19 protein-coding genes and 1 tRNA gene are annotated in these 22,341 nt (G+C 68.5%); 16 read left to right on the top strand and 4 right to left on the bottom strand.

Features of this window, described 5'->3' with window-relative positions:
- Positions 1-15: 15 nt before the first annotated feature.
- Positions 16-1,140 carry a DUF4192 family protein gene (locus ACWGO6_RS14740; RefSeq protein WP_452327071.1) on the bottom strand — a complete coding sequence of 375 codons (1,125 nt, stop codon included), beginning with the start codon at positions 1,138-1,140 and terminating at the stop codon, positions 16-18.
- Positions 1,141-1,252: 112 nt separating this feature from the next.
- On the opposite strand from ACWGO6_RS14740, the gene ACWGO6_RS14735 reads away from it, so the two are divergent.
- The 3 genes from ACWGO6_RS14735 to ACWGO6_RS14725 all read left to right on the top strand — a co-directional run bounded on the left by ACWGO6_RS14735 (position 1,253) and on the right by ACWGO6_RS14725 (position 3,758).
- Positions 1,253-1,426: a hypothetical protein gene (locus ACWGO6_RS14735; protein ID WP_167381640.1), complete on the top strand. Its 174-nt coding sequence runs from the start codon at positions 1,253-1,255 to the stop codon at positions 1,424-1,426.
- An 86-nt stretch (positions 1,427-1,512) separates the two neighbouring features.
- On the top strand, positions 1,513-2,973 hold the full coding sequence (cls, locus tag ACWGO6_RS14730) for a cardiolipin synthase (protein ID WP_136040941.1): 1,461 nt from the start codon (positions 1,513-1,515) through the stop codon (positions 2,971-2,973).
- A gap of 56 nt (positions 2,974-3,029) precedes the next feature.
- Positions 3,030-3,758, top strand: a complete 729-nt coding sequence (locus tag ACWGO6_RS14725; RefSeq protein ID WP_452327070.1) for a hypothetical protein — start codon at positions 3,030-3,032, stop codon at positions 3,756-3,758.
- A 108-nt stretch (positions 3,759-3,866) separates the two neighbouring features.
- Here ACWGO6_RS14725 and ACWGO6_RS14720 read toward each other — a convergent pair whose 3' ends face one another.
- A complete protein-coding gene (locus ACWGO6_RS14720; protein ID WP_452327069.1) occupies positions 3,867-4,865 on the bottom strand; it encodes a diacylglycerol/lipid kinase family protein in 999 nt (332 codons plus the stop codon).
- Between the two features lie 99 nt (positions 4,866-4,964).
- On the opposite strand from ACWGO6_RS14720, the gene serS reads away from it, so the two are divergent.
- From serS to ACWGO6_RS14675, 9 genes are all read left to right on the top strand, one after another.
- A complete protein-coding gene (gene serS, locus ACWGO6_RS14715; RefSeq protein WP_452327068.1) occupies positions 4,965-6,281 on the top strand; it encodes a serine--tRNA ligase in 1,317 nt (438 codons plus the stop codon).
- Positions 6,278-7,099 (top strand): HAD family hydrolase, encoded by an 822-nt coding sequence (locus ACWGO6_RS14710; protein WP_452327067.1) that lies wholly within the window; start codon positions 6,278-6,280, stop codon positions 7,097-7,099. The genes serS and ACWGO6_RS14710 overlap by 4 nt, the downstream gene beginning before the upstream one ends.
- Positions 7,100-7,142: 43 nt before the next feature.
- Positions 7,143-7,227: transfer RNA gene (locus ACWGO6_RS14705), tRNA-Ser, on the top strand.
- Positions 7,228-7,277: 50 nt separating this feature from the next.
- Entirely contained in the window at positions 7,278-8,525 is a 1,248-nt protein-coding gene (locus ACWGO6_RS14700) for an LCP family protein (RefSeq protein WP_136040946.1), read from the top strand.
- Positions 8,526-8,588: 63 nt separating this feature from the next.
- Positions 8,589-9,593, top strand: coding sequence for a LacI family DNA-binding transcriptional regulator (locus ACWGO6_RS14695; protein ID WP_136040947.1), 1,005 nt, complete (start codon positions 8,589-8,591; stop codon positions 9,591-9,593).
- Positions 9,594-9,772: 179 nt separating this feature from the next.
- Positions 9,773-11,416, top strand: coding sequence for a glycoside hydrolase family 13 protein (locus tag ACWGO6_RS14690; protein WP_452327087.1), 1,644 nt, complete (start codon positions 9,773-9,775; stop codon positions 11,414-11,416).
- A gap of 41 nt (positions 11,417-11,457) precedes the next feature.
- Positions 11,458-12,828, top strand: coding sequence for an ABC transporter substrate-binding protein (locus ACWGO6_RS14685; protein WP_136040949.1), 1,371 nt, complete (start codon positions 11,458-11,460; stop codon positions 12,826-12,828).
- Between the two features lie 6 nt (positions 12,829-12,834).
- On the top strand, positions 12,835-13,800 hold the full coding sequence (locus ACWGO6_RS14680; RefSeq protein WP_205820230.1) for a carbohydrate ABC transporter permease: 966 nt from the start codon (positions 12,835-12,837) through the stop codon (positions 13,798-13,800).
- Positions 13,797-14,744 carry a carbohydrate ABC transporter permease gene (locus tag ACWGO6_RS14675; RefSeq protein ID WP_452327066.1) on the top strand — a complete coding sequence of 316 codons (948 nt, stop codon included), beginning with the start codon at positions 13,797-13,799 and terminating at the stop codon, positions 14,742-14,744. Before ACWGO6_RS14680 ends, ACWGO6_RS14675 begins: the two co-directional genes overlap by 4 nt.
- 88 nt (positions 14,745-14,832) lie before the next feature.
- Here ACWGO6_RS14675 and ACWGO6_RS14670 read toward each other — a convergent pair whose 3' ends face one another.
- Positions 14,833-15,840: a LacI family DNA-binding transcriptional regulator gene (locus ACWGO6_RS14670; RefSeq protein WP_452327065.1), complete on the bottom strand. Its 1,008-nt coding sequence runs from the start codon at positions 15,838-15,840 to the stop codon at positions 14,833-14,835.
- A 148-nt stretch (positions 15,841-15,988) separates the two neighbouring features.
- Here ACWGO6_RS14670 and ACWGO6_RS14665 point away from each other — a divergent pair, with 148 nt between their 5' ends.
- Genes ACWGO6_RS14665 through rhaS form a run of 4 tightly spaced genes read left to right on the top strand, consistent with a single transcriptional unit; the run spans position 15,989 to position 20,691 of the window.
- Positions 15,989-17,518: a sugar ABC transporter ATP-binding protein gene (locus tag ACWGO6_RS14665; RefSeq protein WP_452327064.1), complete on the top strand. Its 1,530-nt coding sequence runs from the start codon at positions 15,989-15,991 to the stop codon at positions 17,516-17,518.
- A complete protein-coding gene (locus tag ACWGO6_RS14660; RefSeq protein ID WP_136040953.1) occupies positions 17,515-18,543 on the top strand; it encodes an ABC transporter permease in 1,029 nt (342 codons plus the stop codon). The genes ACWGO6_RS14665 and ACWGO6_RS14660 overlap by 4 nt, the downstream gene beginning before the upstream one ends.
- On the top strand, positions 18,540-19,592 hold the full coding sequence (locus ACWGO6_RS14655; protein WP_136040954.1) for an ABC transporter permease: 1,053 nt from the start codon (positions 18,540-18,542) through the stop codon (positions 19,590-19,592). Before ACWGO6_RS14660 ends, ACWGO6_RS14655 begins: the two co-directional genes overlap by 4 nt.
- Positions 19,593-19,647: 55 nt before the next feature.
- Positions 19,648-20,691, top strand: a complete 1,044-nt coding sequence (gene rhaS / locus ACWGO6_RS14650; RefSeq protein WP_376103186.1) for a rhamnose ABC transporter substrate-binding protein — start codon at positions 19,648-19,650, stop codon at positions 20,689-20,691.
- Between the two features lie 240 nt (positions 20,692-20,931).
- Here rhaS and ACWGO6_RS14645 read toward each other — a convergent pair whose 3' ends face one another.
- Positions 20,932-22,329, bottom strand: a complete 1,398-nt coding sequence (locus ACWGO6_RS14645; RefSeq protein ID WP_452327063.1) for a rhamnulokinase — start codon at positions 22,327-22,329, stop codon at positions 20,932-20,934.
- Positions 22,330-22,341: the final 12 nt, after the last annotated feature.

Below are 22,341 nucleotides of genomic sequence, written 5' to 3'. Positions count from 1 at the left end.
CTCGATGCTCGACGGTCATGCCGCCGAGCTTCTGCGGAACGCCCACTCCGGAAGCATCGCGCCGGCGATCATGGTCTCCAGCAGGGCGGCGAGCGAGTATCGAGGGTCGATCTCGCGCACGAGCTCCAGATAGCGAGCGGCGTGGCTGGCTCGGCCGAGAGCCCACGACAGCCACGCCGCCGCGGTCAGTGGTGCCGGTCGGGCAGCGCGCGGTGCCCGTGCGGCCGCCTCGCGGACGACGGCGAGCGCGAGGCGGAGCCGATCGAAGTCCGGAGCCGGGCCCTGGCCAAGGAACAGTCGCCCGAGCTCATCCGGGACCATCTCGCCCGATTTCGCGAACGCGGTCTGCGCGTCGAGCGCGCGGACGCCTCCCGCGAGGTCACTCGCCCACTGCGCGATCGCGACATCTCGGAGCAACGGTCGCTCCATGCACCACAGCAGCGTCGCAGTCGCATACGGCGGGAGGGCATCGGGTGCCGAGAGCACCGATTCGAAGAACGCGGGCACGTCTTCGAGCAGCACGAGCGCGGCGATCAGCTGCGGATTCTCCCGCCCGGTCACCCGCCCCTTTGCCTCTCCGTCTTCGTCGAGCAGCGCCGCGAGCTCGAGTGCCGCTCTTCCCACCCTTTCCTTCTCGGCGAGATCCACATCCGGAAGGCGGGCCCCCGCAGCCTGATCCTCCGAGATGCCGGGTGCATCCGGACCCTCGGATGGGCAGCAGATCTCTGCGAGCGGGTGGAGGTCCGGGTCACGCTCCACGTAGCTCGACCACCCCGACGGTGTCACGCAGAGCGCGTCGACGATGCGGAGCCCGGCGTCTTCCGCGCAGCCGAGCAGTTCGTCGACGGCCACGGCATGTGGGAGGACGAGACCGTCGCGGGTGGCCTCTGGCTCCTCGTCGGTGTATACGACCACGGCGACGGCATCCGTTCCCCGGACGCGAGCGAGGAGGCTGACCGCAGCGTCGGCATATGCCTCGATATCGGCACCGTCAGGGGGCAGATCGAGTCGCATGGCCCCGTCGGTGCGCGTGCCGTGGAAAGGCAGCAGCACGATGCTCCGACGAGGAGTGAAACCCGCGAGAGCGGGGACGATGCCGAGGAATGCGGCGGAATCGGTGGCGCGAAGCAGTGTTGTCATCCCGAGAGTGTCTCGGAGCCACGAGCCCGCGGGGTCGGAAAAGCGGCGTTGTGGATGCAGAACCTGAACGCGCGGCGATGTGCACGAGGGGTGGCTCGCGTACCATGGGGTGATGGACAACTTCTGGCTCGCCGCGGCCTGGTCGCTTCTGCCGACCATCGGGGTGAGCGTCGTGTTCGTCTTCGTGCTCCGCGGGATCCTCCGCTTCGACCGCACGGAGCGCAAGGTCCACGCCCAGATCGAGGCGGAGGAGCGCGCGGCCCGGGGTCTTCCGCCGCGCGTCTGAGTCCCACCCATCCGCTACTGTGAAGCCAGCGCGCCGGCATGGGCGCGCTCCCGAGGTGATCGTCACCGCGGTGGGGAGGGTGCACGATGACGGCAGAGACCTGGGGCTGGTGGTTCGCCGCCTTCCTGTTGGTGCTCGACATCGTCATCCGCGTCACGGCGATCATCGTCATCCCGCGCAATCGTCGCCCGACCGCCGCGATGGCCTGGCTCCTCGCCGTGTTCTTCATCCCGTTCGTCGGAGTCTTCCTTTTCCTGTTGATCGGAAACCCGCGACTGCCGCGCGCGCGTCGACGCAAACAGGACCAGATCAACGAGTACATCGCCGAGACGAGCGAGCACCTGCACTTCGGGACGCTGCGCCCGAACGCTCCCGCCTGGTTCGGTCCGATCGTCCAGATGAATCAGAGGCTCGGGGCGCTTCCACTCTCGGGTGACAACGGCGCGCACCTGATATCCGACTACCAGGAGTCCCTCGACGAGATGGCCGAAGCCATCCGCACCGCCCAGGACTACGTGCACGTCGAGTTCTACATCCTCCAGTCCGACACGTCGACGGACAACTTCTTCCGCGCCCTCGAAGAGGTCTCGGCTCGAGGAGTCGAGGTGCGGGTGCTTCTGGATCACTGGGCGAACCGAGGCAAACCGCGCTACAAGCAGACCATCGCCCGACTCAACGCGATGGGCGCGGACTGGCATCTGATGCTGCCCGTGCAGCCGCTCAAGGGCAAGATGCAGCGTCCCGATCTGCGCAATCACCGCAAGCTGCTCGTCGTCGACGGCAACATCGCCTTCCTCGGATCGCAGAACATCACCGACTCGACGTACAACCTGCCGAAGAACATCAAGCGCGGGCTGCACTGGGTCGACCTCATGGTCCGCCTCGACGGCCCTGTGGTGCTGAGCGTGAATGCGATCTTCGTCGCCGACTGGTACAGCGAGACCGACACGGTGCTCGAGGGGATCGACATCGCCCACGCGAACATCGGCTCCGGCGACCTCGACTGCCAGGTCGTGCCGTCGGGCCCGGGGTTCGAGGTCGAGAACAACCTGCGCCTCTTCCTCGGGCTGCTGTATGCGGCGAAGAAGAAGATCATGATCGTCAGCCCCTACTTCGTCCCCGACGAGGCGCTGCTGCTCGCCGTGACCGCGGCCGTCGATCGCGGCGTCCACGTCGAGCTCTTCGTCTCGGAAGAGGGCGACCAGGCGATGGTGTACCACGCCCAGCGCAGCTACTACGAGGTGCTGCTGAAAGCCGGCGTCCGCATCTGGATGTACCGCAAACCGTACATCCTGCACACCAAGACCCTCACGATCGACGACGAAGTCGCGGTCATCGGCTCCAGCAACATGGACATGCGCTCCTTCGGTCTGAACCTCGAGGTCTCGATGCTGGTGCGCGGCGAGGAGTTCGTGAAGGAGATGCGCGAGGTCGAGGACAAGTATCGCTCGCTCAGCCGCGAACTGACGCTCGAGGAGTGGATGCAGCAGCCGCTGCGCTCGACCGTGCTCGATAACCTCGCCCGCCTGACCTCCGCCTTGCAGTAGTCGGCACGGCGCGTCCGGGCTACCGGGGCGATCTGCCCGCGGGCTACCCTGTGAGCATGACCTCTGCGCTTCGTCCCCTCGCCTCCGCCGTCGGCCTCATCGCCGCAGCGTTCCTCGTCGCGGGATGCACTGCAGGCCCCGGTTCCGACGCCCCGTCGAGTTCGCCGGCTCCCGGTGCGGGAGACGTCGACGACCAGAACGACTTCGAGGGCGCGCTGCTCGACGACGGCCGCATGTTCGCCGTCATCACCGTGGGCTCGTCGACGTGCGTGCCGCAGGTCGATCAGATCACGGCCGAGGGGCAGACCGTCACCGTGACGCTCGTCGACCCCGAGGGCGAATCGCCGAAGCCGTGCACGAAGGATCTCGCTCCGCGGGCGAGCCTCGGCGCGCTGCCGGAGGGCGTCGACCCGAAGTCGGACATCACCCTGAACGTGACATACGGCGACCTCACCGACGACGTCGACCTCGACGGTGACCCGGCCGCCACCGGCACCCCGGGAACCACGACCGAGTTCCAGCCCTCCGCCGCCTGGCTCGACGACGACGGCCTCGTGCTGCTCACCTGGGGATCTTCGACCTGCCTGCCGCAGATCGAGTCTCTCGAGGGCGCGGGAAACACCGGAACCGCGTACTTCGTTACCGACGAGAATCAGGTCTGCACGATGGACATGGCACCCCGCGCGACCCTGCTCGCGTTCGGGGAGGACACGGTCGACGACGACGGCACCTTCACGCTGACGCTGGTCGGCGGTGGACTCGACGGCACGGTCGAGGTTCGCTGACCCCTGCGGGTAACCGTGGTGATCTTCTGGGCCACGCTCATCTTCTTGGCCGTGATCAGCGTGATGATGGTGATCAAGCGACGCAAGCGCTGACGGGCGCCACCCGCCTCACAGCATGTGCACCGGGTGGCCGGGCGGCAGCGCGAGCAGGAGTGCGCCGGGGTCGGCCCAGCACGTGATGCGCACGGCGGCGCCGAACTCGTCGCCGTCGAGCTCGATCGGGATCGGTGCGGGAGCGGCGGCCTCGGCCGCGGCTCCATGGAAGTAGTGCACCGACGCGTTCTTGCCACGACGTTCGAGCACACGGCGACCTGCGCGGAAGCGCCGCAGCACGGAGTTGTCCCACCAGATCTTGCGCCACACGGCAAACCAGCCGAGCACTCCGGTGGGCTGGATGACGGCGACGTCGAGAGCGGCATCCGTGATCGACGCGTCCGGGATGAGGGCGATGCCGGCGGGAAGCGTGCCGCAGTTCGCGAAGAGCAGACTGTAGGCGCGGTGCGAATGCAGTCGCCCTTCATCGATCTGGTACACGGCGCGGAACGGCTTCGCGCGGGGGAGGGAGCGGGCTGCACCGTCGACGTAGGCGATCCACCCCACCGACTTCTTCAGGTCGGAGCGCGTGTTCGCGATCATGTCGGCGTCCAGCCCCATGCCGGCAAGCACCACGAACGCGTGCTCCTCCTCGTCGCCGTTCTCACGGGTCAGCCGCGCGCGACCGATGTCGATCGGATGCCGGAAGTCTCCGAGCGCCGCTCGGATCATCTCCGCCGGGTCGGCGAGTGGCAGGCCCAGATTGCGCGCGAGCAGGTTCCCGGTGCCGCTCGGCAGGATCGCCAATGCCACTCCGGAGTTGGCGATCGCCTCCGAGACCGCGCGCACGGTCCCGTCGCCGCCGGCGACCAGCACGACATCGACGTTGCGCGCGAGTGCCTGCGCGGTCGCGCCCTGCCCGGCGTCCTCGATCGTCGTCGGATAGAAGGCCGGGTGGTCCCATCCGGCCTCGCGCGACAGATCGCGAACGGTCTCGCGCAGATGCTTGCCGTCGACCTTGATCGGGTTGTAGATGAGCGCCGCCTGTCGGAGAACGGGGGCGCTGGTGGTCATGGCGCTACTCTAAACCGCGACGCGGCCGGGTCGCGCACCCTGATGGGGTGAGGCGGAGGGGCCGCTCGGCGCGGCGGCACCGCACCGTAGACTTGGGAGATGATCGACCTCGCACTCCTCCGCGAAAACCCGGAGATCGTCCGCCGTTCACAGGCTGCCCGTGGAAACGACCAGAGCACCGTCGACGTCGCACTCGAGGCCGATCGATCGCGCCGGGCCGCACTCTCCGCGTTCGAGGAGCTGCGTGCCGAGCAGAACGCGTTCGGCAAGCAGGTCGCGAAGGCTCCCAAGGAGGAGAAGGCCGCCCTCGTCGCGCAGGCGAAGGACCTCGCCGAGCGCGTGAAGCAGGCGCAGCACGCGTCGAACGAGGCGGCGGAGGCGGCATCCGCAGCTCTCGCCCGCATCGAGAACGTCGTCATCGACGGCGTCCCCGCCGGCGGCGAGGCCGACTTCGTCGAGCTGCGTCGGGTGGGCGAGGTTCCCGCATTCGACTTCGAGCCGCGTGACCACCTCGAGCTCGGTGAGCTCCTCGGAGCGATCGACATGGAGCGCGGTGCGAAGGTCTCGGGCGCGCGCTTCTACTTCCTGCGCGGCATCGGCGCACGCCTCGAGATCGCCCTCATGAACCTCGCGCTCGACAAGGCGCTGCAGAACGGGTTCGTGCCGCTGATCACGCCGACCCTCGTGCGCCCCGAGATCATGCAGGGCACCGGGTTCCTCGGCGAGCACGCCGACGAGGTCTACCACCTCGACAAGGATGACGACCTGTACCTCGTCGGAACCAGCGAGGTCGCGCTCGCCGGCTACCACAAGGACGAGATTGTCGACCTGGCCGACGGCGCCCTCCGCTACGCGGGCTGGTCGACCTGCTACCGCCGCGAAGCGGGTTCGCACGGGAAGGACACCCGCGGCATCATCCGGGTGCACCAGTTCAACAAGCTCGAGATGTTCGTCTATACGACCGCAGAAGAGGCCGAGGCAGAGCACCTGCGACTCGTCGCGCTGCAGGAGGAGATGCTCACCTCCCTCGGGCTCGCCTACCGCGTGATCGACGTCGCCGCGGGTGATCTCGGCTCGAGCGCGGCACGCAAGTACGACATCGAGGCGTGGGTGCCGACGCAGGGGGCGTTCCGTGAGCTCACCTCCACGTCGAACTGCACGACCTTCCAGGCGCGCCGCCTCGACGTGCGGCATCGTCCCGCGGTCGATGCGGCGGATGCTGCCGCTCAGGGCGCCGCGAAGACACAGCACGTCGCCACTCTGAACGGAACGCTGGCCACGACGCGCTGGATCGTCGCCCTGCTCGAGACCCACCAGCAGGCCGACGGATCGGTGCGCGTGCCCGAGGTGCTGCGCCCGTACCTCGGCGGGCTCGAAGTGATCCAGCCCCTCGGCGACGGGCGGGCAGCTCGGTGACGGGCCCCTGGCTGGTCGGGCTCGACGTCGACGGCACCATCCTGCTGCAGGACGAGACGATGAGTCCGGGTGTGCCCGAGGCGGTCGCGCGCGCGCGCGATGCCGGACACGTGGTGACGATCGCGACCGGGCGCAGCTGGATGGCCACGCGACGCTACGTCGAGGAGCTCGGCCTCACCGCCGACTACGTCGTGTGCTCCAACGGCGCCGTGACGATGCGCCGTCACGGCGACGACTGGGAGCGCTGGAACGTCGAGACCTTCGACCCGACTCCCGTGCTCGGACTGCTGCGCGACCGTCTTCCGGACGCCCGGTACATGGTCGAACTCGCCTCGGGGCAGCGGCTGTTCACCGAGCAGCTCGACGACTGGACGCTCGACGGCGGCCGGCAGGTCGACTTCGAAGAACTCGGCGCGCTGCCGGTCTCCCGCATCGTGGTCGTCTCGCCCGGCCATGACGAAGACGACTTCCACCGCCTCGTGGCGGACGCCGGCCTCAACGAGGTCTCCTACGCGATCGGCTGGACCGCGTGGTTGGACATCGCCCCGCAGGGCGTCGACAAGGGCACCGCGTTGGAGCAGGTGCGCACCGAGCTCGGGCTCGACGGCGGGCGCATCCTGGTCGCCGGCGACGGGCGCAACGACATCGGCATGTTCGGCTGGGCGCGCGCACTCGAGGGGCGCGCCGTGGCGATGGGGCAGGCTCCCGACGAGGTGAAGGACGCCGCGAGCGAGGTCACCGCCGACGTCGAGGACGGCGGGCTGGCGCAGGCGCTCGACACGCTTCCAGCACCCGCCCAGGTCAGCGCGGGAGAATAGAACTCGGCTAGACTCACGCCTTGTCGACAGATGCGTCTGTCGAGGAGGGTTGTCCGAGCGGCCGATGGAGCTGGTCTTGAAAACCAGTGGGCAGAGATGTCTCGTGGGTTCGAATCCCACACCCTCCGCACAGCGAGCACGGTGACCCCGCACCGGTGCTGAATCCGAAAGGGTACGAGTGAGCGACAACACGCGACGCCGCCGCACCATCGCACGGCACGGTCAACTGGAGACGCCCAGCTCGCTCAGCCAGCTGCTGAAGTTCATCGCGATCGGCCTGGCCGTGGTGCTCGTCAGCGGATTCGGCGTCGGCGTCTACATCGCGTACGACTTCTCGAGCACCGTCGCGGCGAACGCCGTCGATCTGGAGGGCCAGGAGGTCGTCCCGCCGGACATCGGCGAATACGAGAGCGGCTTCAACCTCGTCCTCACGGGAGTGGACACCTGCGAGGAGAAGTACAAGGACCTCTTCGGTGACCGGTGCACCGGGGGCGACGCCGAGGGCACGCTCAACGACGTCAACCTGCTGGTGCACGTCTCTCAGGAGCCCCGCCGGATCACCGTCGTCAGCTTCCCGCGCGACCTGATGCTCCCGATCCCGGAGTGCACCGACGACGAGGGCAACGTCCACTCGGCGATGAGCAAGCAGCCACTCAACACGGCGTACACGGACGGCGGCCTGAACTGCGTCGTCAAGACGATCTCCGAGCTCACCGGCCAGGAGGTCCAGTTCGCGGCATCCGTGACCTTCGGCGGCGTGATCGAGATCACCAACGCCATCGGCGGTGTCGACGTGTGCCTGGCGAACCCGATCAAGGACCGCTACACCGGCCTGGACATGGCCGCGGGAACGCACACGGTCGAGGGTCTTCAGGCGTTGCAGTTCCTTCGCACCCGTCACGGTGTCGGCGACGGCAGTGACCTCGGCCGTATCGGCAACCAGCAGCAGTACATGTCGAGCCTCGCGCGCAAGATGATCAGCGGCGAGGTGCTGGGCAACGTGCCGGTCATGCTCAAGCTGGCGAACACCGCGCTGAGCAACCTCGAGGCCAGCACGTCGCTGGCGAACAACCCGATGACGCTCGTCCAGATCGCGCTCGCCGTGAAGTCCGTCCCGTTCGAGGACATCGTCTTCGTGCAGTACCCGACGGGTGCCGATTACGCCGACCCGAACAAGGTCGTCCCCAACGAGGAGGCGGCCGCGGCGCTCTGGGACGCGATCGAGGCGAACGCGCAGCTGCAGATCACGCACGAGAACAACAGCAACGACGGTGTCGTCGTGCAGGAGCCGACGGAGCCGACCGCGCCGACCGAAGAGGCGACGCCCGATCCCTCCGCCACCCCGGAGAACGTCGTGGCGCTGCCCGACTCGATCAAGGGCAACTCGGCTGCTCAGGAGACCTGCTCCAACGGCAACGTCCGCTGAGACCAGACCGCAACGGCGCAACCCGCTTGCGCAGTCTTGCAAGAACTTGCGTACACTGACCCCATGTCGAAGCGACTCGCCGAGGTGGCGCGCAAGGTCGGTGTGAGCGAGGCCACGGTCAGCCGGGTGCTGAACGACAAGCCCGGCGTCTCCGATGCCACCCGCCAGGCGGTGCTGACCGCGCTCGATGTGCTCGGCTATGAGCGCCCGACGAAGCTGCGCGGCGAACGCGCCCGCCTGGTCGGCCTGGTGCTGCCCGAGCTGCAGAACCCGATCTTCCCCGCGTTCGCCGAGATCGTCGGCGGCGCGCTCACTCAGAACGGATACACCCCGCTGCTGTGCACGCAGAACGCCGGCGGGGTGACCGAGTCGGACTACGTCGACCTGCTCCTCGCGCAGCAGGTGTCTGGCGTGATCTTCCTCGGCGGAAACTACACGCAGGCGGACGCCGCGCACGAGCACTACGAGCGGCTGCGCCAGGTGAACCTGCCGACCGTGCTCGTCAACGCCCGCGTCCCCGAGCTGCAGTTCGCGACCGTCTCGACCGACGATGCGGCCGCGGCCGAGCAGGCGGTCCTGCACATGCACCAGCTGGGGCACCGCCGCATCGGCCTGCTGCTGGGGCCGGCGGACCACGTGCCTTCGCAGCGCAAGCTCGACGCTGCCCGCCGACTGCTCGAGAAGCTCGGAGCGCCGCTGTCGGACGACCTCGTCGTGCGGGGCATGTACTCGCTCGAGTCGGGGCAGGCCGGTGCGGCGCGACTCTTCGCCGCCGGGGCCACGGCCATCGTGTGTGCGAGTGATCCGATGGCACTCGGCGCCGTGCGGGCCGCACGTCGCGCGGGGCTGTCGGTGCCGGGGGATGTGAGCATCGTCGGGTTCGACGACTCGGCGCTGATGAGCTGCACCGAACCGCCGCTGACCACGGTGCGGCAGCCGATCGAGTCGATGGGGCGCGCGATCATCGCTCTGCTGCTCGCGCAGATCGCCGGCACCTCCCAGCCGAGCGACGAGCTGCTGTTCGAGCCCGAGCTGGTGCTGCGCTCCTCGACGGGTCCGCTGGCCTGACCGGATCCCGATGGGCGAGGGCTTCTGTGCGCCTGCAAGACATTGCAAAATTCCAACAATCTGTTTAGTTCTTGCGTCAATCACTTGGAAAAGCTACATTCGACTCATCGCCACCGACGACGAGGAGATCCGTGGACACCGACGTTCTGCGCACGGCTGCACCCGCACGCACGCTGACCATGCCCGCGGGCGAGGGATGGTGGCGCACGGCGGTGATCTACCAGGTGTACGTGCGCAGCTTCTCGGACGGCAACGGCGACGGGATCGGCGATCTCGCCGGCGTGCGCTCTCGGCTGCCCTACTTGAAGAGCCTCGGTGTCGACGCCCTCTGGTTCACGCCCTGGTATGAGAGCCCTCTCGCCGATGGCGGGTACGACGTGCAGGACTACCGGCGGATCGACCCGCGCTTCGGTTCGCTGGAGGAAGCGGAGCAGCTGATCGCCGAGGCACTCGAGTACGGCATCCGCACGATCGTCGACATCGTGCCGAACCACATCTCCGACCGGCACGAGTGGTTCCGGCAGGCACTGGCGGCGGAGCCGGGGAGCCCGGAGCGCGAGCGCTTCTGGTTCCACCCCGGGCGGGGCGCGGACGGCGAGGAGATGCCGACGAACTGGGTGTCGAGCTTCCAGGGCGAGACATGGACGCGCACGCGGAACGCGGACGGCGCGCCGGGGGAGTGGTACCTGCACCTGTTCACACCCCAGCAGCCCGATCTCAACTGGAACCACCCGGACGTGCGCCGCGAGCACGAGGACGTCTTGCGCTTCTGGTTCGACCGCGGAGTGGCCGGCGTGCGCATCGACTCGGCCGCCCTCCCGGTCAAGGACCCGGCGCTGCCCGACCTCCCCGCAGGAACGGCGCCGACGTCAGGGCATCCGCACATCGACCGCGACGAGCTGCACGACATCTACCGCGAATGGCGTGCCGTCGCCGACGAGTACGACGGCGAGCGCGTGCTGGTCGGCGAAGTCTGGATCGACGACGCGGAGCGCTTCGCCCGCTACCTGCGCCCTGGCGAGATGCACACCGCCTTCAACTTCGGATTCATGACGCAGCCGTGGAGCGCCCAGGCGATGCGTGACTCCATCACGCGCACTCTGTCCGAGCACGCCCCCGTCGGCGCTCCGGCGACCTGGGTGCTGTCGAATCACGATGTCACCCGGCCGGTCACCCGCTACGGGCAGGCCGATTCGTCGTTCGCGTTCGAGCGCAAGCGGTTCGGCACCGCGACGGATGCCGTTCGAGGCGCGCGTCGTGCCCGGGCGGCGTCGTTGCTCGTCGCCGCCCTCCCCGGCAGTCTCTACATCTACCAGGGCGACGAGCTCGGACTCCCCGAGGTCGAGCTGCCGCTCGACGCGATCGAGGATCCCATGCATTTCCGCTCCGGGGGCGTCGATCCGGGGCGCGACGGATGCCGGGTTCCCCTGCCCTGGGCGGGAGCGGCGACCCCGTACGGTTTCGGCGGCACCCCGTGGCTCCCGCAGCCGGACGACTGGGCGACGCTCACCGTCGAGGCGCAGGACGCCGACCCCTCCTCGACCTTGAACCTCTACCGCGCGGCGATCGCGCTGCGCAAGCGGACCGCCGACTTCGCCGGCAGCGACCTGGAGTGGTTGGAACTCGGAGCGGACGTCCTCGCGTTCCGCCGTGGCGACGGAACCGTCAGCATCACCAACCTGGGCGCCGTGCCCGTGCCGCTTCCTGCCCACCACGAGGTGCTCCTCTCCAGCGCTCCGCTCGACGGCGTGCTGCCCCCGGACTCCACTGCCTGGCTCGCGCTCCGCATCGCCCCAGGGCGCTCGCCGAGAGCGACCGACTAGCCCTGCACCACTGATCAGCACCACATGGAAGGACACAGACAATGAAGTCACCGATGAAGGCCCTCGTCGCCGGCGTCGCCGTGCTCACGGCGGTCGGCGCTCTTGCCGGCTGCACGTCGAGCGGAGGCGACGACAGTGCCGACGGCAAGACCGAGCTGCGGGTCGCGACGTTCCCCCCGGGAGCGGACGCGGCCGCGTATGAGGCATTCGCCGAACAGGAGAAGCAGTTCGAGAAGGAACACCCCGACATCGACATCGTGGGCGTCGAGTACGAGTGGGAGGGGCCGACCTTCGCCGTGCAGCTCGCCGGCGGAAGCCTGCCAGACGTCTTCACCGTGCCGTTCACCGACTCCAAGACCCTGCTCGAGAACGGCCAGCTGATGGACGTGACCGATGCGGTCGACGAACTCGGCTACACCGACAAGTTCAACCCGATCATCCTCGACGGCGTCACGGGCGACGACGGCAAGATCTACGGCTTCCCGCGCCAGGCGTACGCTGCCGCGCTGCACTACAACCGCGACCTGTTCACGCAGGCAGGGCTCGACCCGGACAACCCGCCGGAGACGTGGGACGAGATCCGCGAAGCGGCCAAGGCCATCACGGATGCCACGGGCAAGGCCGGCTACGCGCAGATGGCGATCAACAACACCGGCGGGTGGCAGCTGACGTCCCAGACGGTGGCGCGCGGCGGTCGGACGCAGACCGACAACGGCGACGGCACCGCCGAGTCCACGATCGACAACGACGCCACCAAGGCCGCGCTGCAGTTCCTGCACGACGTCAAGTGGGAGGACAACGCCTTCGGCTCCAAGGTCGACCTGGACTGGGGAACCATCAACCAGGAGTTCGCGGCCGGCAACATCGGCATGTACACCTCCGGTTCCGACATCTACACCGCGCTCGTGCGCGACTTCGGCATGGACTCGGCGATCTACGGGATGACGGTCGTCCCGATGGAGGGCGACGACCCCGGCACGCTCGGCGGCGGTGACATCGCCGTGATCAGCCCCACCGTCGACGAGGCGACGAAGGCCGCCGGCGTCACCTGGATCGACTGGTACTACATGCAGAAGCTCATGGACGAGGACGCGGCGGTGCTCGACGCGAAGACCCTGAACGAGTCCGGTCAGGCCGTCGGCACCCCGCTGCTTCCGGTGCTCAGCCGCGAGCTGTACGACGAGTCGCAGGAGTGGATCGCCGACTACATCAACGTGCCCGTCGACCAGATGGCGCCGTTCAGCGACCGCATCTGGGACCAGACGCCGGTCGGTGAGCCGAAGGTGAAGACCCAGGAGGTCTACGCGCTCCTCGACACCGTCGTGCAGAAGGTTCTCACCGATCAGAACGCAGACATCGACGCGCTGCTCGCCCAGGTGCAGACCGACGCGCAGGCGAAGCTCGACGAGTAACGCTTCATGACGATGACGCTCCCCGAGCAGCGGGCGGCGGTGGAGGACTCTCCGCCGCCCGCTGTGCGCACCTCTCGCCGCCGCTCACCGCTCACGTGGTTCCGCGGCGGCGGGCTCGCGAACCTCCTGTTCGTGCTCCCCATGCTGTTCGTGTTCGTGTTCTTCTCCTGGTCGCCGATCGTGCAGTCCGTGATCATGAGCCTGCAGAAGACGAACCTGATCGTCTCCGAATGGGTCGGGTTCGACAACTACCTCGCCGTGATCGGCGACCCCGAGCTCGGCCGCGCCGTGATCAACACGCTGTGGTTCGCCGTGCTCGCGCTGCTCTTCGGGTTCCCGCTGCCGCTGCTGATGGCAGTGCTGATGAGCGAGGTGCGCCGCGGCAAGGGCATCTACTCGGCCCTCGCCTACCTCCCGGTCGTGATCCCGCCCGTGGTGGCGGTGCTGCTGTGGAAGTTCTTCTACAGCGCCGACCCGTCCGGCGTGTTCAACACTGTGCTCGGTTTCGTCGGCATCCCGCCGCAGCCGTGGATCCAGGACGCGGTGCAGGCCATGCCGTCGCTCGTGCTCGAAGCCACATGGGCCGGAGCCGGCGGGTCGATCATCATCTACCTCGCCGCTCTCCTGGGTGTGCCGCCTGAGCTCTATGACGCGGCCGAGGTCGACGGTGCCGGCATCTGGAAGAAGGTCTGGCACGTCACGCTGCCGCAGCTGCGCGGCATCCTCTTCATCATGCTGATCCTGCAGGTGATCGCCACCGCGCAGGTCTTCCTCGAACCGTTCCTGTTCACCGGGGGCGGGCCCGCCGGAGCGACCAAGACCGTGCTGCTGTACATCTACGACAAGGCCTTCCGCAACAGCCTGGGTGGCGACTACGGCGAGGCGACGGCCGTCTCGGTGCTGCTCGCGGTCGTGCTCGCCCTGCTCTCCTGGCTGTACTTCAAACTGACCGACCGTTGGAGCACGACGTGAGCCTCACCACCCGCCTCTCGACCCGTGCCGCAGAGAAGGCGGCGGAGAAGGCCGCCGACACCGTCGGTGATCGCACGGTCATCTCCGACTCGGAGCGCCGTCGCCCCGGCATCCGCGTCGGGATGTCCCTCACGCACGTGTTCCTCGCGGTCGGTCTGGTCGTCGCCGGTCTCGGCCCGATCCTGTGGCTGGCGAAGTCGGCGATCACGCCGACGCAGGACACTCTGCAGCAGCCGTTCGCGCTGTGGCCGAACGGCGTGGACTGGGAGAACCTGTCGACCGCGTGGAACGACATCCACATCGACCAGTACTTCTTCAACACGGTGATCATCGCGCTCGGCGCCTGGTTCGTGCAGCTGTTCATCGCGACGACGGCGGGCTACGCGCTCTCGGTGCTGCAGCCGAAGTACGCGCCGATCCTGAACGCCCTGGTGCTGGCGACCCTGTTCATCCCGGGGATCGTGCTGCTGGTGCCGCTGTATCTGACGATCGTGCACCCGCCGCTGCTCGGAGACGTGAGCCTGCTCAACAACTACCTCGCGGTGTGGCTGCCGATGGGGGCGAACGCCTTCAACATCCTGCTGGTCAAGCGCTTCTTCGATTCGCTTCCCCGCGAGGTGTTCGAGGCCGCGCGCACCGATGGCGCCGGGCCCTTCCGGCTCTTCTGGTCGATCGTGCTGCCGATGTCGAAGCCGATCCTCGGCGTGGTGTCGGTGTTCGCGATCATCGCCGCCTGGAAGGACTACCTCTGGCCCATGCTCGTGCTGCCGGATCCGTCGGTGCAACCGCTGTCGGTGCGGCTGCCCGCCGTGCAGTCGCAGACCGAGCTCGATGTGTTCCTCGCGGCCCTCGCGATCGCCACACTGATCCCCATCGCGATGTTCCTGCTCTTCCAGTCGGTGTTCCTGCGTTCGGCCGGCCTCGGGGGAGCGGTGAAGGGGTAACGCCCTCGCGAGACCCCCGACTCGCGTCGAGACCCCGCCTTTTCTGCGCAGACAGGGCGGGGTCTCGACGCGAAAGCGGGGTCTCGGCTCAGCCGGTGGTCGAGCGCCGCACGATCAGCTCGGGCGGGAAGACGGTCTGCCGGGGGATGCTCTCGGGGTCGGACGCCTCTTCGAGCACGATGCGCAGGGCCGTGCGCCCGATCATCCGGCTGGGCTGTCGGATCGACGAGAGCGGCACCGCGGCCGCCGCCGCGAAGGGGATGTCGTCGAACCCGATGAGCGCGATCTCGTCGGGGACGAGCACCCGACCGCCGGCGACGAGTGACTGCAGCAGGCCGAGCGCCAGCAGGTCGTTCGCGGCGAACAGGGCGTCCGGCCATTCGCGGCGCGGGCGGGTGAGCAGCTTCGCGCCGGCGGACGCCCCCTCCTCCACCGTCATGGCGGAGGTGGGCACGACTTCGAGGTCGACGTGCACCGACGCGTTCTCGGCGGCGGCGCGCGCCCCGGCGAGCCGGTCGGTGACCTGGCGCATGTCGAAGGGGCCGCCGACGAAGGCGATGCGTCGTCGTCCCGCCTCGATCAGGTGCTCGACCGCCAGCCGCCCTCCCGCGACGCTGTCGACGGAGACCGAGGAGAATCCGCTGTCGGCGCTGAATCTGTCGACGAGCACCGTCGCGATGCCGCTGGCGCGGAAACGGCGCAGCTGCGTCATGACGTCGCCGTACGGGGCGATCAGCAGACCGCGCACCTGCTGTTCGCGGAAGAGGTCGAGGTACACCTTCTCGCGAGACGGGTCGTCGTCGGTGTTGCCGTAGAGGATCGCGATGCCGTGGCTGGACGCCTCGTCTTCGGCTCCGCGCACCACGTCGCTGTAGAACGGGTTCTGCCCGTCGAGGACCACGAAGCCGACGGTCGTGCTGATGCCGGCGCGCAGCTTCCGCGCGGCGTCGTTGCGCACGTACCCGAGTTCCTCGATGGCCCGGCTCACGCGTGCCACCGAATCGCTGGAGACCTCTTCCGGACGGTTGAGGACGTTTGAAACGGTGCCGACGGACACCCCGGCGCGGAGGGCGACATCGCGGATACTGAACGGCACGTCCGTCCTCTCGTCGTCGGGTGGATCACGGTTCGGGCATCAGGGGTTGACCTGCGGCCCGCATCACATACACTAGCCTGAAACCCACCTGAATCGATTCAGGTAGATTCATTCCGAACATCATCCCCCTCAACGGAGAGGAAAGCCAGTGGTCGACGAAGCACCCGTCCGCAGTGCTCCCCCCACAGCGCTCGAGCTGCACCGCGTCGTGAAGTCCTTCGGACCCGTCATCGCACTGCGCTCCGGAAGTCTCACTCTGCGGTCGCGGTCCATCCACGCCCTCATCGGCGAGAACGGCGCCGGCAAGTCGACGCTCGTGAAGATCATGGCCGGGCTCTACCGCCGCGACTCGGGCGACTTCCGTCTGCACGGCGAAGAAGTCGACTTCACGAGCACCGCCCAGTCGAAGGCAGCGGGCATCGCGGTGATCTACCAGGAGCCGACGCTCTTCCCCGACCTCTCGGTCACCGAGAACATCTTCATGGGCCGCCAGCCCACAGGGGCTCTCGGCCGTATCGACCGCAAGGCCATGCGCACCGAGGTCGACCAGATCTTCCGCCGCCTCGGCGTCGCGCTCGACCCCGATCGCATCACCGAGGGCCTCTCGATCGCCGACCAGCAGATCATCGAGATCGCGAAGGCCATCTCCCTCGATGCCAGCGTGCTGATCATGGACGAGCCCACCGCGGCGCTCAGCGGGGTGGAGGTCGATCGGCTGTTCGCGGTCGCGCGGAGCCTGCGCGACGAGGGCCGCGCGATCCTGTTCATCTCGCACCGTTTCGACGAGGTGTTCGACCTGTGCGACACCGTCACCGTGATGCGCGACGGCGCCTACATCGACACGACGCCCATCGCCGAGACCACGGTCGACGACCTTGTTCGGCAGATGGTCGGCCGCGACGTGACCGAACTCTTCCCGAAGCAGGAGGCCGAGATCGGCGATGCGCTCCTCGAGGTGCGCGGGCTCACCAGCCCCGGTGTCTTCCACGACATCTCCTTCACGGTCCGCGCGGGCGAGATCGTCGCCCTCGCCGGACTCGTCGGTGCCGGCCGCAGCGAGGTCGCCCGCGCCGTCTTCGGCGTGGACGGCTACCGCGAGGGAGAGGTGCGGATGCTCGGTGCGGCCGTCCCGCGCCGCAGTCCGACCGCCGCGATGCGCAACGGCCTCGCCCTCGTCCCGGAGGATCGTCGCAAACAGGGCCTCGTGATCGATGCGAGCGTCGGCGGCAACATCACCCTCGCCATCCGCCGCAATCTCGCCAAGTGGGGCCTGATCACCACCGGCATGGAGAACCGAGCGGCGAAGGTCTGGGCGTCTCGCCTCGAGGTCAAGACGCACGCCCTCGACACGGTGTCATCGACGCTCTCCGGTGGCAACCAGCAGAAGGTCGTTCTGGCCAAGTGGCTGGCCACCGATCCGCGAGTGCTCATCATCGACGAGCCGACCCGAGGGATCGACGTCGGCACCAAGTCCGAGGTGCACCGGCTGCTCTCGCAGTTGGCGGGTCAGGGGATGGGGATCCTGATGATCTCGTCAGAGCTCCCCGAGGTGCTCGGGATGGCCGACCGGGTGCTCGTCATGCGCGAGGGCCGGATCACCGCCGAACTCGACCGTGACGACGCCACCAGCGAGAACGTCATGTTCGCCGCCACGCACGCATCGGAGCAGCACGCATGAGCACCACGGCGCTGGCGACACCGGCCCCCACCTTCGCGAAGAAGCCCGGCGGCATCGGTCGCGCGCGCGAACTCGGAATCTTCGCCGCCCTCGTGCTGGTGGTCATCGCGGCCACCGTGAAGAACCCGAACTTCCTGTTCAGCGCCGACGGCTGGCGCGACCTGCTGCTGACTCCGTCGATCCTCGTGCTCGTCGCGGTCGGACAGGCGATCGTCATCATCACCCGCAACGTCGACCTCTCGGTCGGCTCGGTCATGGGGCTCACCGCCTTCCTGACGGGACGGCTCTTCATCGACGTCCCCGGCATCCCGATCCCGATCGTGGTCATCGCCGCCGTGATCTTCGGAGCCCTTCTGGGCCTGGTCAACGGTGCGCTGGTGGCCTTCGCCAAGGTGCCGGCGATGGTGATCACGCTCGGCACGCTGTATGCCTATCGCGGCATCAACGTGCTGTGGACCGGCAGCGACCAGGTGCACCCCTCCGATCTGCCGAAGGACTTCCTGCGCCTGGGTACCCAGCAGATCCTCACGATCCCGGTGCTCTCCATCGTCGCCATCATCGTCCTCGCGCTCGCCGCCTGGTACATGCGCAACACGAGAGGCGGCCGCGAGTACTACGCCATCGGCTCCGACCCGGGAGCCGCCGAGCTCTACGGCCTGAAGACCACTCGCCGGGTGCTCAGCGCATTCGTCCTCTCCGGGGCTCTGGCGGGACTCGCCGGTGTCTTCTACGTGACGCGGTACGGCTCCGTGAGCTCGCAGGTGGGATCGGGCTGGGAGCTGGATGCCGTCGGCGCGGCCGTCATCGGCGGCATCGCGATCACCGGCGGTGTCGGCTCCGTCTGGGGTGCGGCGATCGGCGCGATGTTGCTGATGACCATCAACCGGGCCCTGCCCATCCTCGGCATCCCCGACTTCTGGCAGCGCGCCGTGGTGGGTGTGCTCATCATCGGAGCGATCGTGCTCGACCGGCTGCTCGCCGTACGACAGAGACGGCAGCTCATCGAGGCAAGGGACGAATCATGACCACGACCACCACCACCTCGGGGGTCCGCGTGATCCGGGACTACGACCAGCCCCTGTGGCGGCGCATCCTCATCAACCGCGAGTTCGCGATCATCGGCCTGCTCGTGCTGGTCGTGCTCGTGTCCGCTGTGTCGATCCGCGGGTTCGCGCAGCCCATCACGGTCAACTACCTGCTGCTGGACGTGGCGCCGATCCTGCTGATCGCGCTGCCGATGACCCTGGTCATGATCACGGGGGAGATCGACCTCTCGGTCGGCTCGATGGTCGGCCTCGCCAGCGTCGTCACGGGTGTGCTCACCGAATCGGGTGCGCCGTTCGAGGTCGCCGCGCTGGCCGCGCTCGCGGTCGGCGTCATCGGCGGAGCTTTCAACGGCTTCCTCGTCACGGTCGTCGGGCTGCCATCGCTCGCCGTCACCATCGGCACCCTGGCGCTGTTCCGCGGGCTGGCCGTCGGCTTGCTCGGGACCACTGCCGTGACCGACTTCCCGGAGATGTGGACGGCACTGGCGAAGGCCAAGATCGCCGGCACCACGATCCCCTACATCGTGATCCCGTTCCTGATCCTGCTCGCGATCTTCGTCGTGATGCTGCACTTCACTCCGTTCGGCCGGGGCATCTACGCGATCGGACTCTCGAAGGACGCGGCCCGATTCTCCGGAGTGCACGTGGAGCGGACGAAGTTCATCCTCTTCATGCTCTCGGGTGTGGTCGCGGCGTTCGCCGGCATCTTCTACACGCTCCGTTTCGGCAGTGCCCGCGGCGACAACGCCACCGGGCTCGAGCTCCAGGTGATCGCCGCCGTGGTCCTCGGCGGGGTGTCGGTGTTCGGCGGACGTGGGCATCTGCACGGCGTCGTCGCGGCGGTGCTCCTGATCGGGGTGCTCGGCAGCGGGCTCCGTCTCGCCGGCGTCACCTCCGACGTCATCAACATCATCACCGGTGGCCTGCTGATCTTCTCGGTCGTCGCAGCCAGCGTCCTCGCCTGGGCGCAGCGCGTCCGTGCGAAGGCCGGACCACCACCCCGCGTCGCAGCCTCTCCCGCACCATGAGGCAGCCTCTCGCCGTCGGCATCCGCCCGCGGTGATCATCACGAAAGGAAGAACAATGACGTTTGCACGCAAGAGGGTCTCGGCGTTCGCCGCCGTGGCCGTCGCCGCAGCGCTCGTGCTGACCGGCTGCGCCGACACCGGCAGCGGGTCGGGCGACGCAGGCTCCGGAGAGGGCGGCGGATCCGACAACCTGTCGATCACGTTCCTGCCCAAGAACCTCGGCAACCCGTACTTCGACACCTCCAGCGAGGGCGGCAAGAAGGCCGTCGAGGAGTTCGGCGGCACGTTCGCCGAGGTCGGCCCGGCCGAGGCCACCCCCGACGCCCAGGTGAGCTACATCAACACCGCCACGCAGCAGGCGGTCGGCGCGCTCGTCGTCTCGGCGAACGACCCGAAGGCCATCTGCGACGCGCTCAACGAGGCACGGGATGCGGGAGTGAAGGTCGTCACCTTCGACTCCGACACCAACCCGGAATGCCGCGACCTGTTCATCAACCAGGCCGACTCCGAGGGCATCGCCAAGGTGCAGATCGACCAGATCGCCGAGCAGATCGGCGGCGCGGGTGAGATCGCCGTCCTGTCGGCATCGGCCAACGCCACCAACCAGAACGCCTGGATCGAGCTCATGAAGGAGTACGTCGCGAGCGACTACCCCGACATCACGATCGTCGAGACGGTCTACGGCGACGACGACGACCAGACCTCGTTCGACAAGACGGCGGCTCTGCTGCAGAGCCACCCGGAGCTGAAGGGCATCGTCTCGCCGACCACGGTCGGCATCGCCGCCGCGGCACGCTACCTCTCCACGTCGGACTACAAGGGCAAGGTTGCACTGACCGGACTCGGCACGCCGAACCAGATGCGCGAATACGTCGAGGACGGCACCGTCACCTCGTTCGCGCTGTGGAACCCGGCCGACCTCGGCTACCTGTCGGCCTTCGCGGCCAAGGCGCTGGTCGAGGGCGAGATCACGGGCAAGGAAGGCGACACGTTCGAGGCGGGTGACCTCGGCGAGTACGAGGTCGGCGCCGACGGCGTTGTCCTGCTGGGCGACCCGTTCGTATTCGACGCGGACAACATCGGCGACTTCGACTTCTGAGTCGCGTCGCAAGAGGGCGTCGGGGCTTCGGCTCCGGCGCCCTCTTCGTGTACGGGTCGGGGTCTCTTTGCGCACGCCTCGGGGTGGGGCGGACTTCTCGGCGATGGGCGGATGCGTGTCCCGCGATCGTCCGCCCGACGGCGAGATTTCCGCCCGAGGCGTGGACCACGCGCAGCGCGAACGCGGGTCGGCGCGGGTCGGCGCGGGTCGGCGGGGAGCGCGAGCGCGGACCGGTGCGGGTCAGCGGGGGTCGAAGCGAGCCGGCGTGTGCGTCGCCGCGACCACGGCGCGCAGTTCCTCGAGCGATGCGGGCGCGGCGCCGAGAGCGCGCGCCTGGGCGAGCACGTTGCCCAGGGCCGTCGCCTCGACCGGGCCCGCGAGCACCGGCAGGCCCGTGCGGTCGGCAGTGGCCTGGCACAGCAGCCGGTTGAGAGATCCGCCGCCCACGAGATGGATGCTGTCGAGCTCGCGGCCCGACAGATCGGCGGCCGTCCGGACCGCGCGAGCGAACGCCGCGGCGATCGACTCGACGATGGAACGCGCGAACGCCGGTCGCGGTTTCGGGGCGCGGTCGCCGAGGAGCGCCGCTATCCGTCCCGGCATGTCACCGGGCGCGCTCAACGACGGGTCGTCGGCATCGAACACCGGCCCGTCACCGGAGACCTCGGATGCCGCAGCGAGCAGCTCCGGCAGATCGATGGCCCCGCCGTCCTCGGCCTCCCAAGCGCGCACCGTCTCGCTGAGCAGCCAGAGCCCCGTGACGTTGTGCAGGAACCGGTAACGGTCGTCGACGCCGAGTTCGTGGGTGAAGTTCGCGGTGCGCGCGGCATCCGTCAGCACCGGCTGCGCGAGTTCCACGCCGACCAGGCCCCAGGTGCCGCACGAGATGTACGCGGAGGCAGGACTGGAGAGGGGAGCCGCCACGACGGCCGATGCGGTGTCGTGCGAGCCGACCGCGATCACCGGCAGGTCGGCGCCGATGCGGGCGGCGAGCTCCGGGCGGAGAACACCGATCGTCGTGCCGGGGTCGACGAGCCGCGGCAGGATGCGCGTGGCGATGCCGAGGCGGTCGGCCAGCGCCGTGTCCCATTCGCCGTCCGTGACGCTCAGCAGGCCGGTGGTCGAGGCGTTCGTGCGCTCGGCCACCGCTACGCCCGTGAGCAGGAACGCGATGAGGTCGGGGATGAGGAGCGCGGTGTCGGCCTCGGCGAGGCGCTCGTCGACGCGGTACTGATACAGCGTGTTGAACGGCAGGAACTGCAGTCCGTTGCGCTGATACAGCTCGGCGAACGGGACGATGTCGTGCACCTCGTCGACGCCGCGAGCAGAGCGCTCGTCGCGGTAGTGGAAAGGCTCTGCGAGCAGCTCGCCGTCTTTCAGCACGCCGTAGTCGACGGCCCACGAGTCGATGCCGATGCTCTCGATGCGCGGTTCGCGGCGGACGGCCTCGGCGAGCCCAGCCACGACGTGCTCGTACAGGGCGCCGAAGTCCCAGTGCAGTCCGTCTTCGCGCTCGATCGGTCCGTTCGGGAACCGCGACACGAGCTCGAGGTCGAGCTGCCCGTCTCCGATCCGCCCGATCATCACGCGCCCGCTGGTGGCGCCGAGGTCGACCGCGGCGACGGCCCGGACGCTCATCGGCGCGCTCCG

Source organism: Microbacterium sp. NPDC055665, assembly GCF_053618035.1.
The sequence above is the reverse complement of the archived record's forward strand: the minus strand, read 5'-3'. Positions and strand labels throughout refer to the sequence as shown.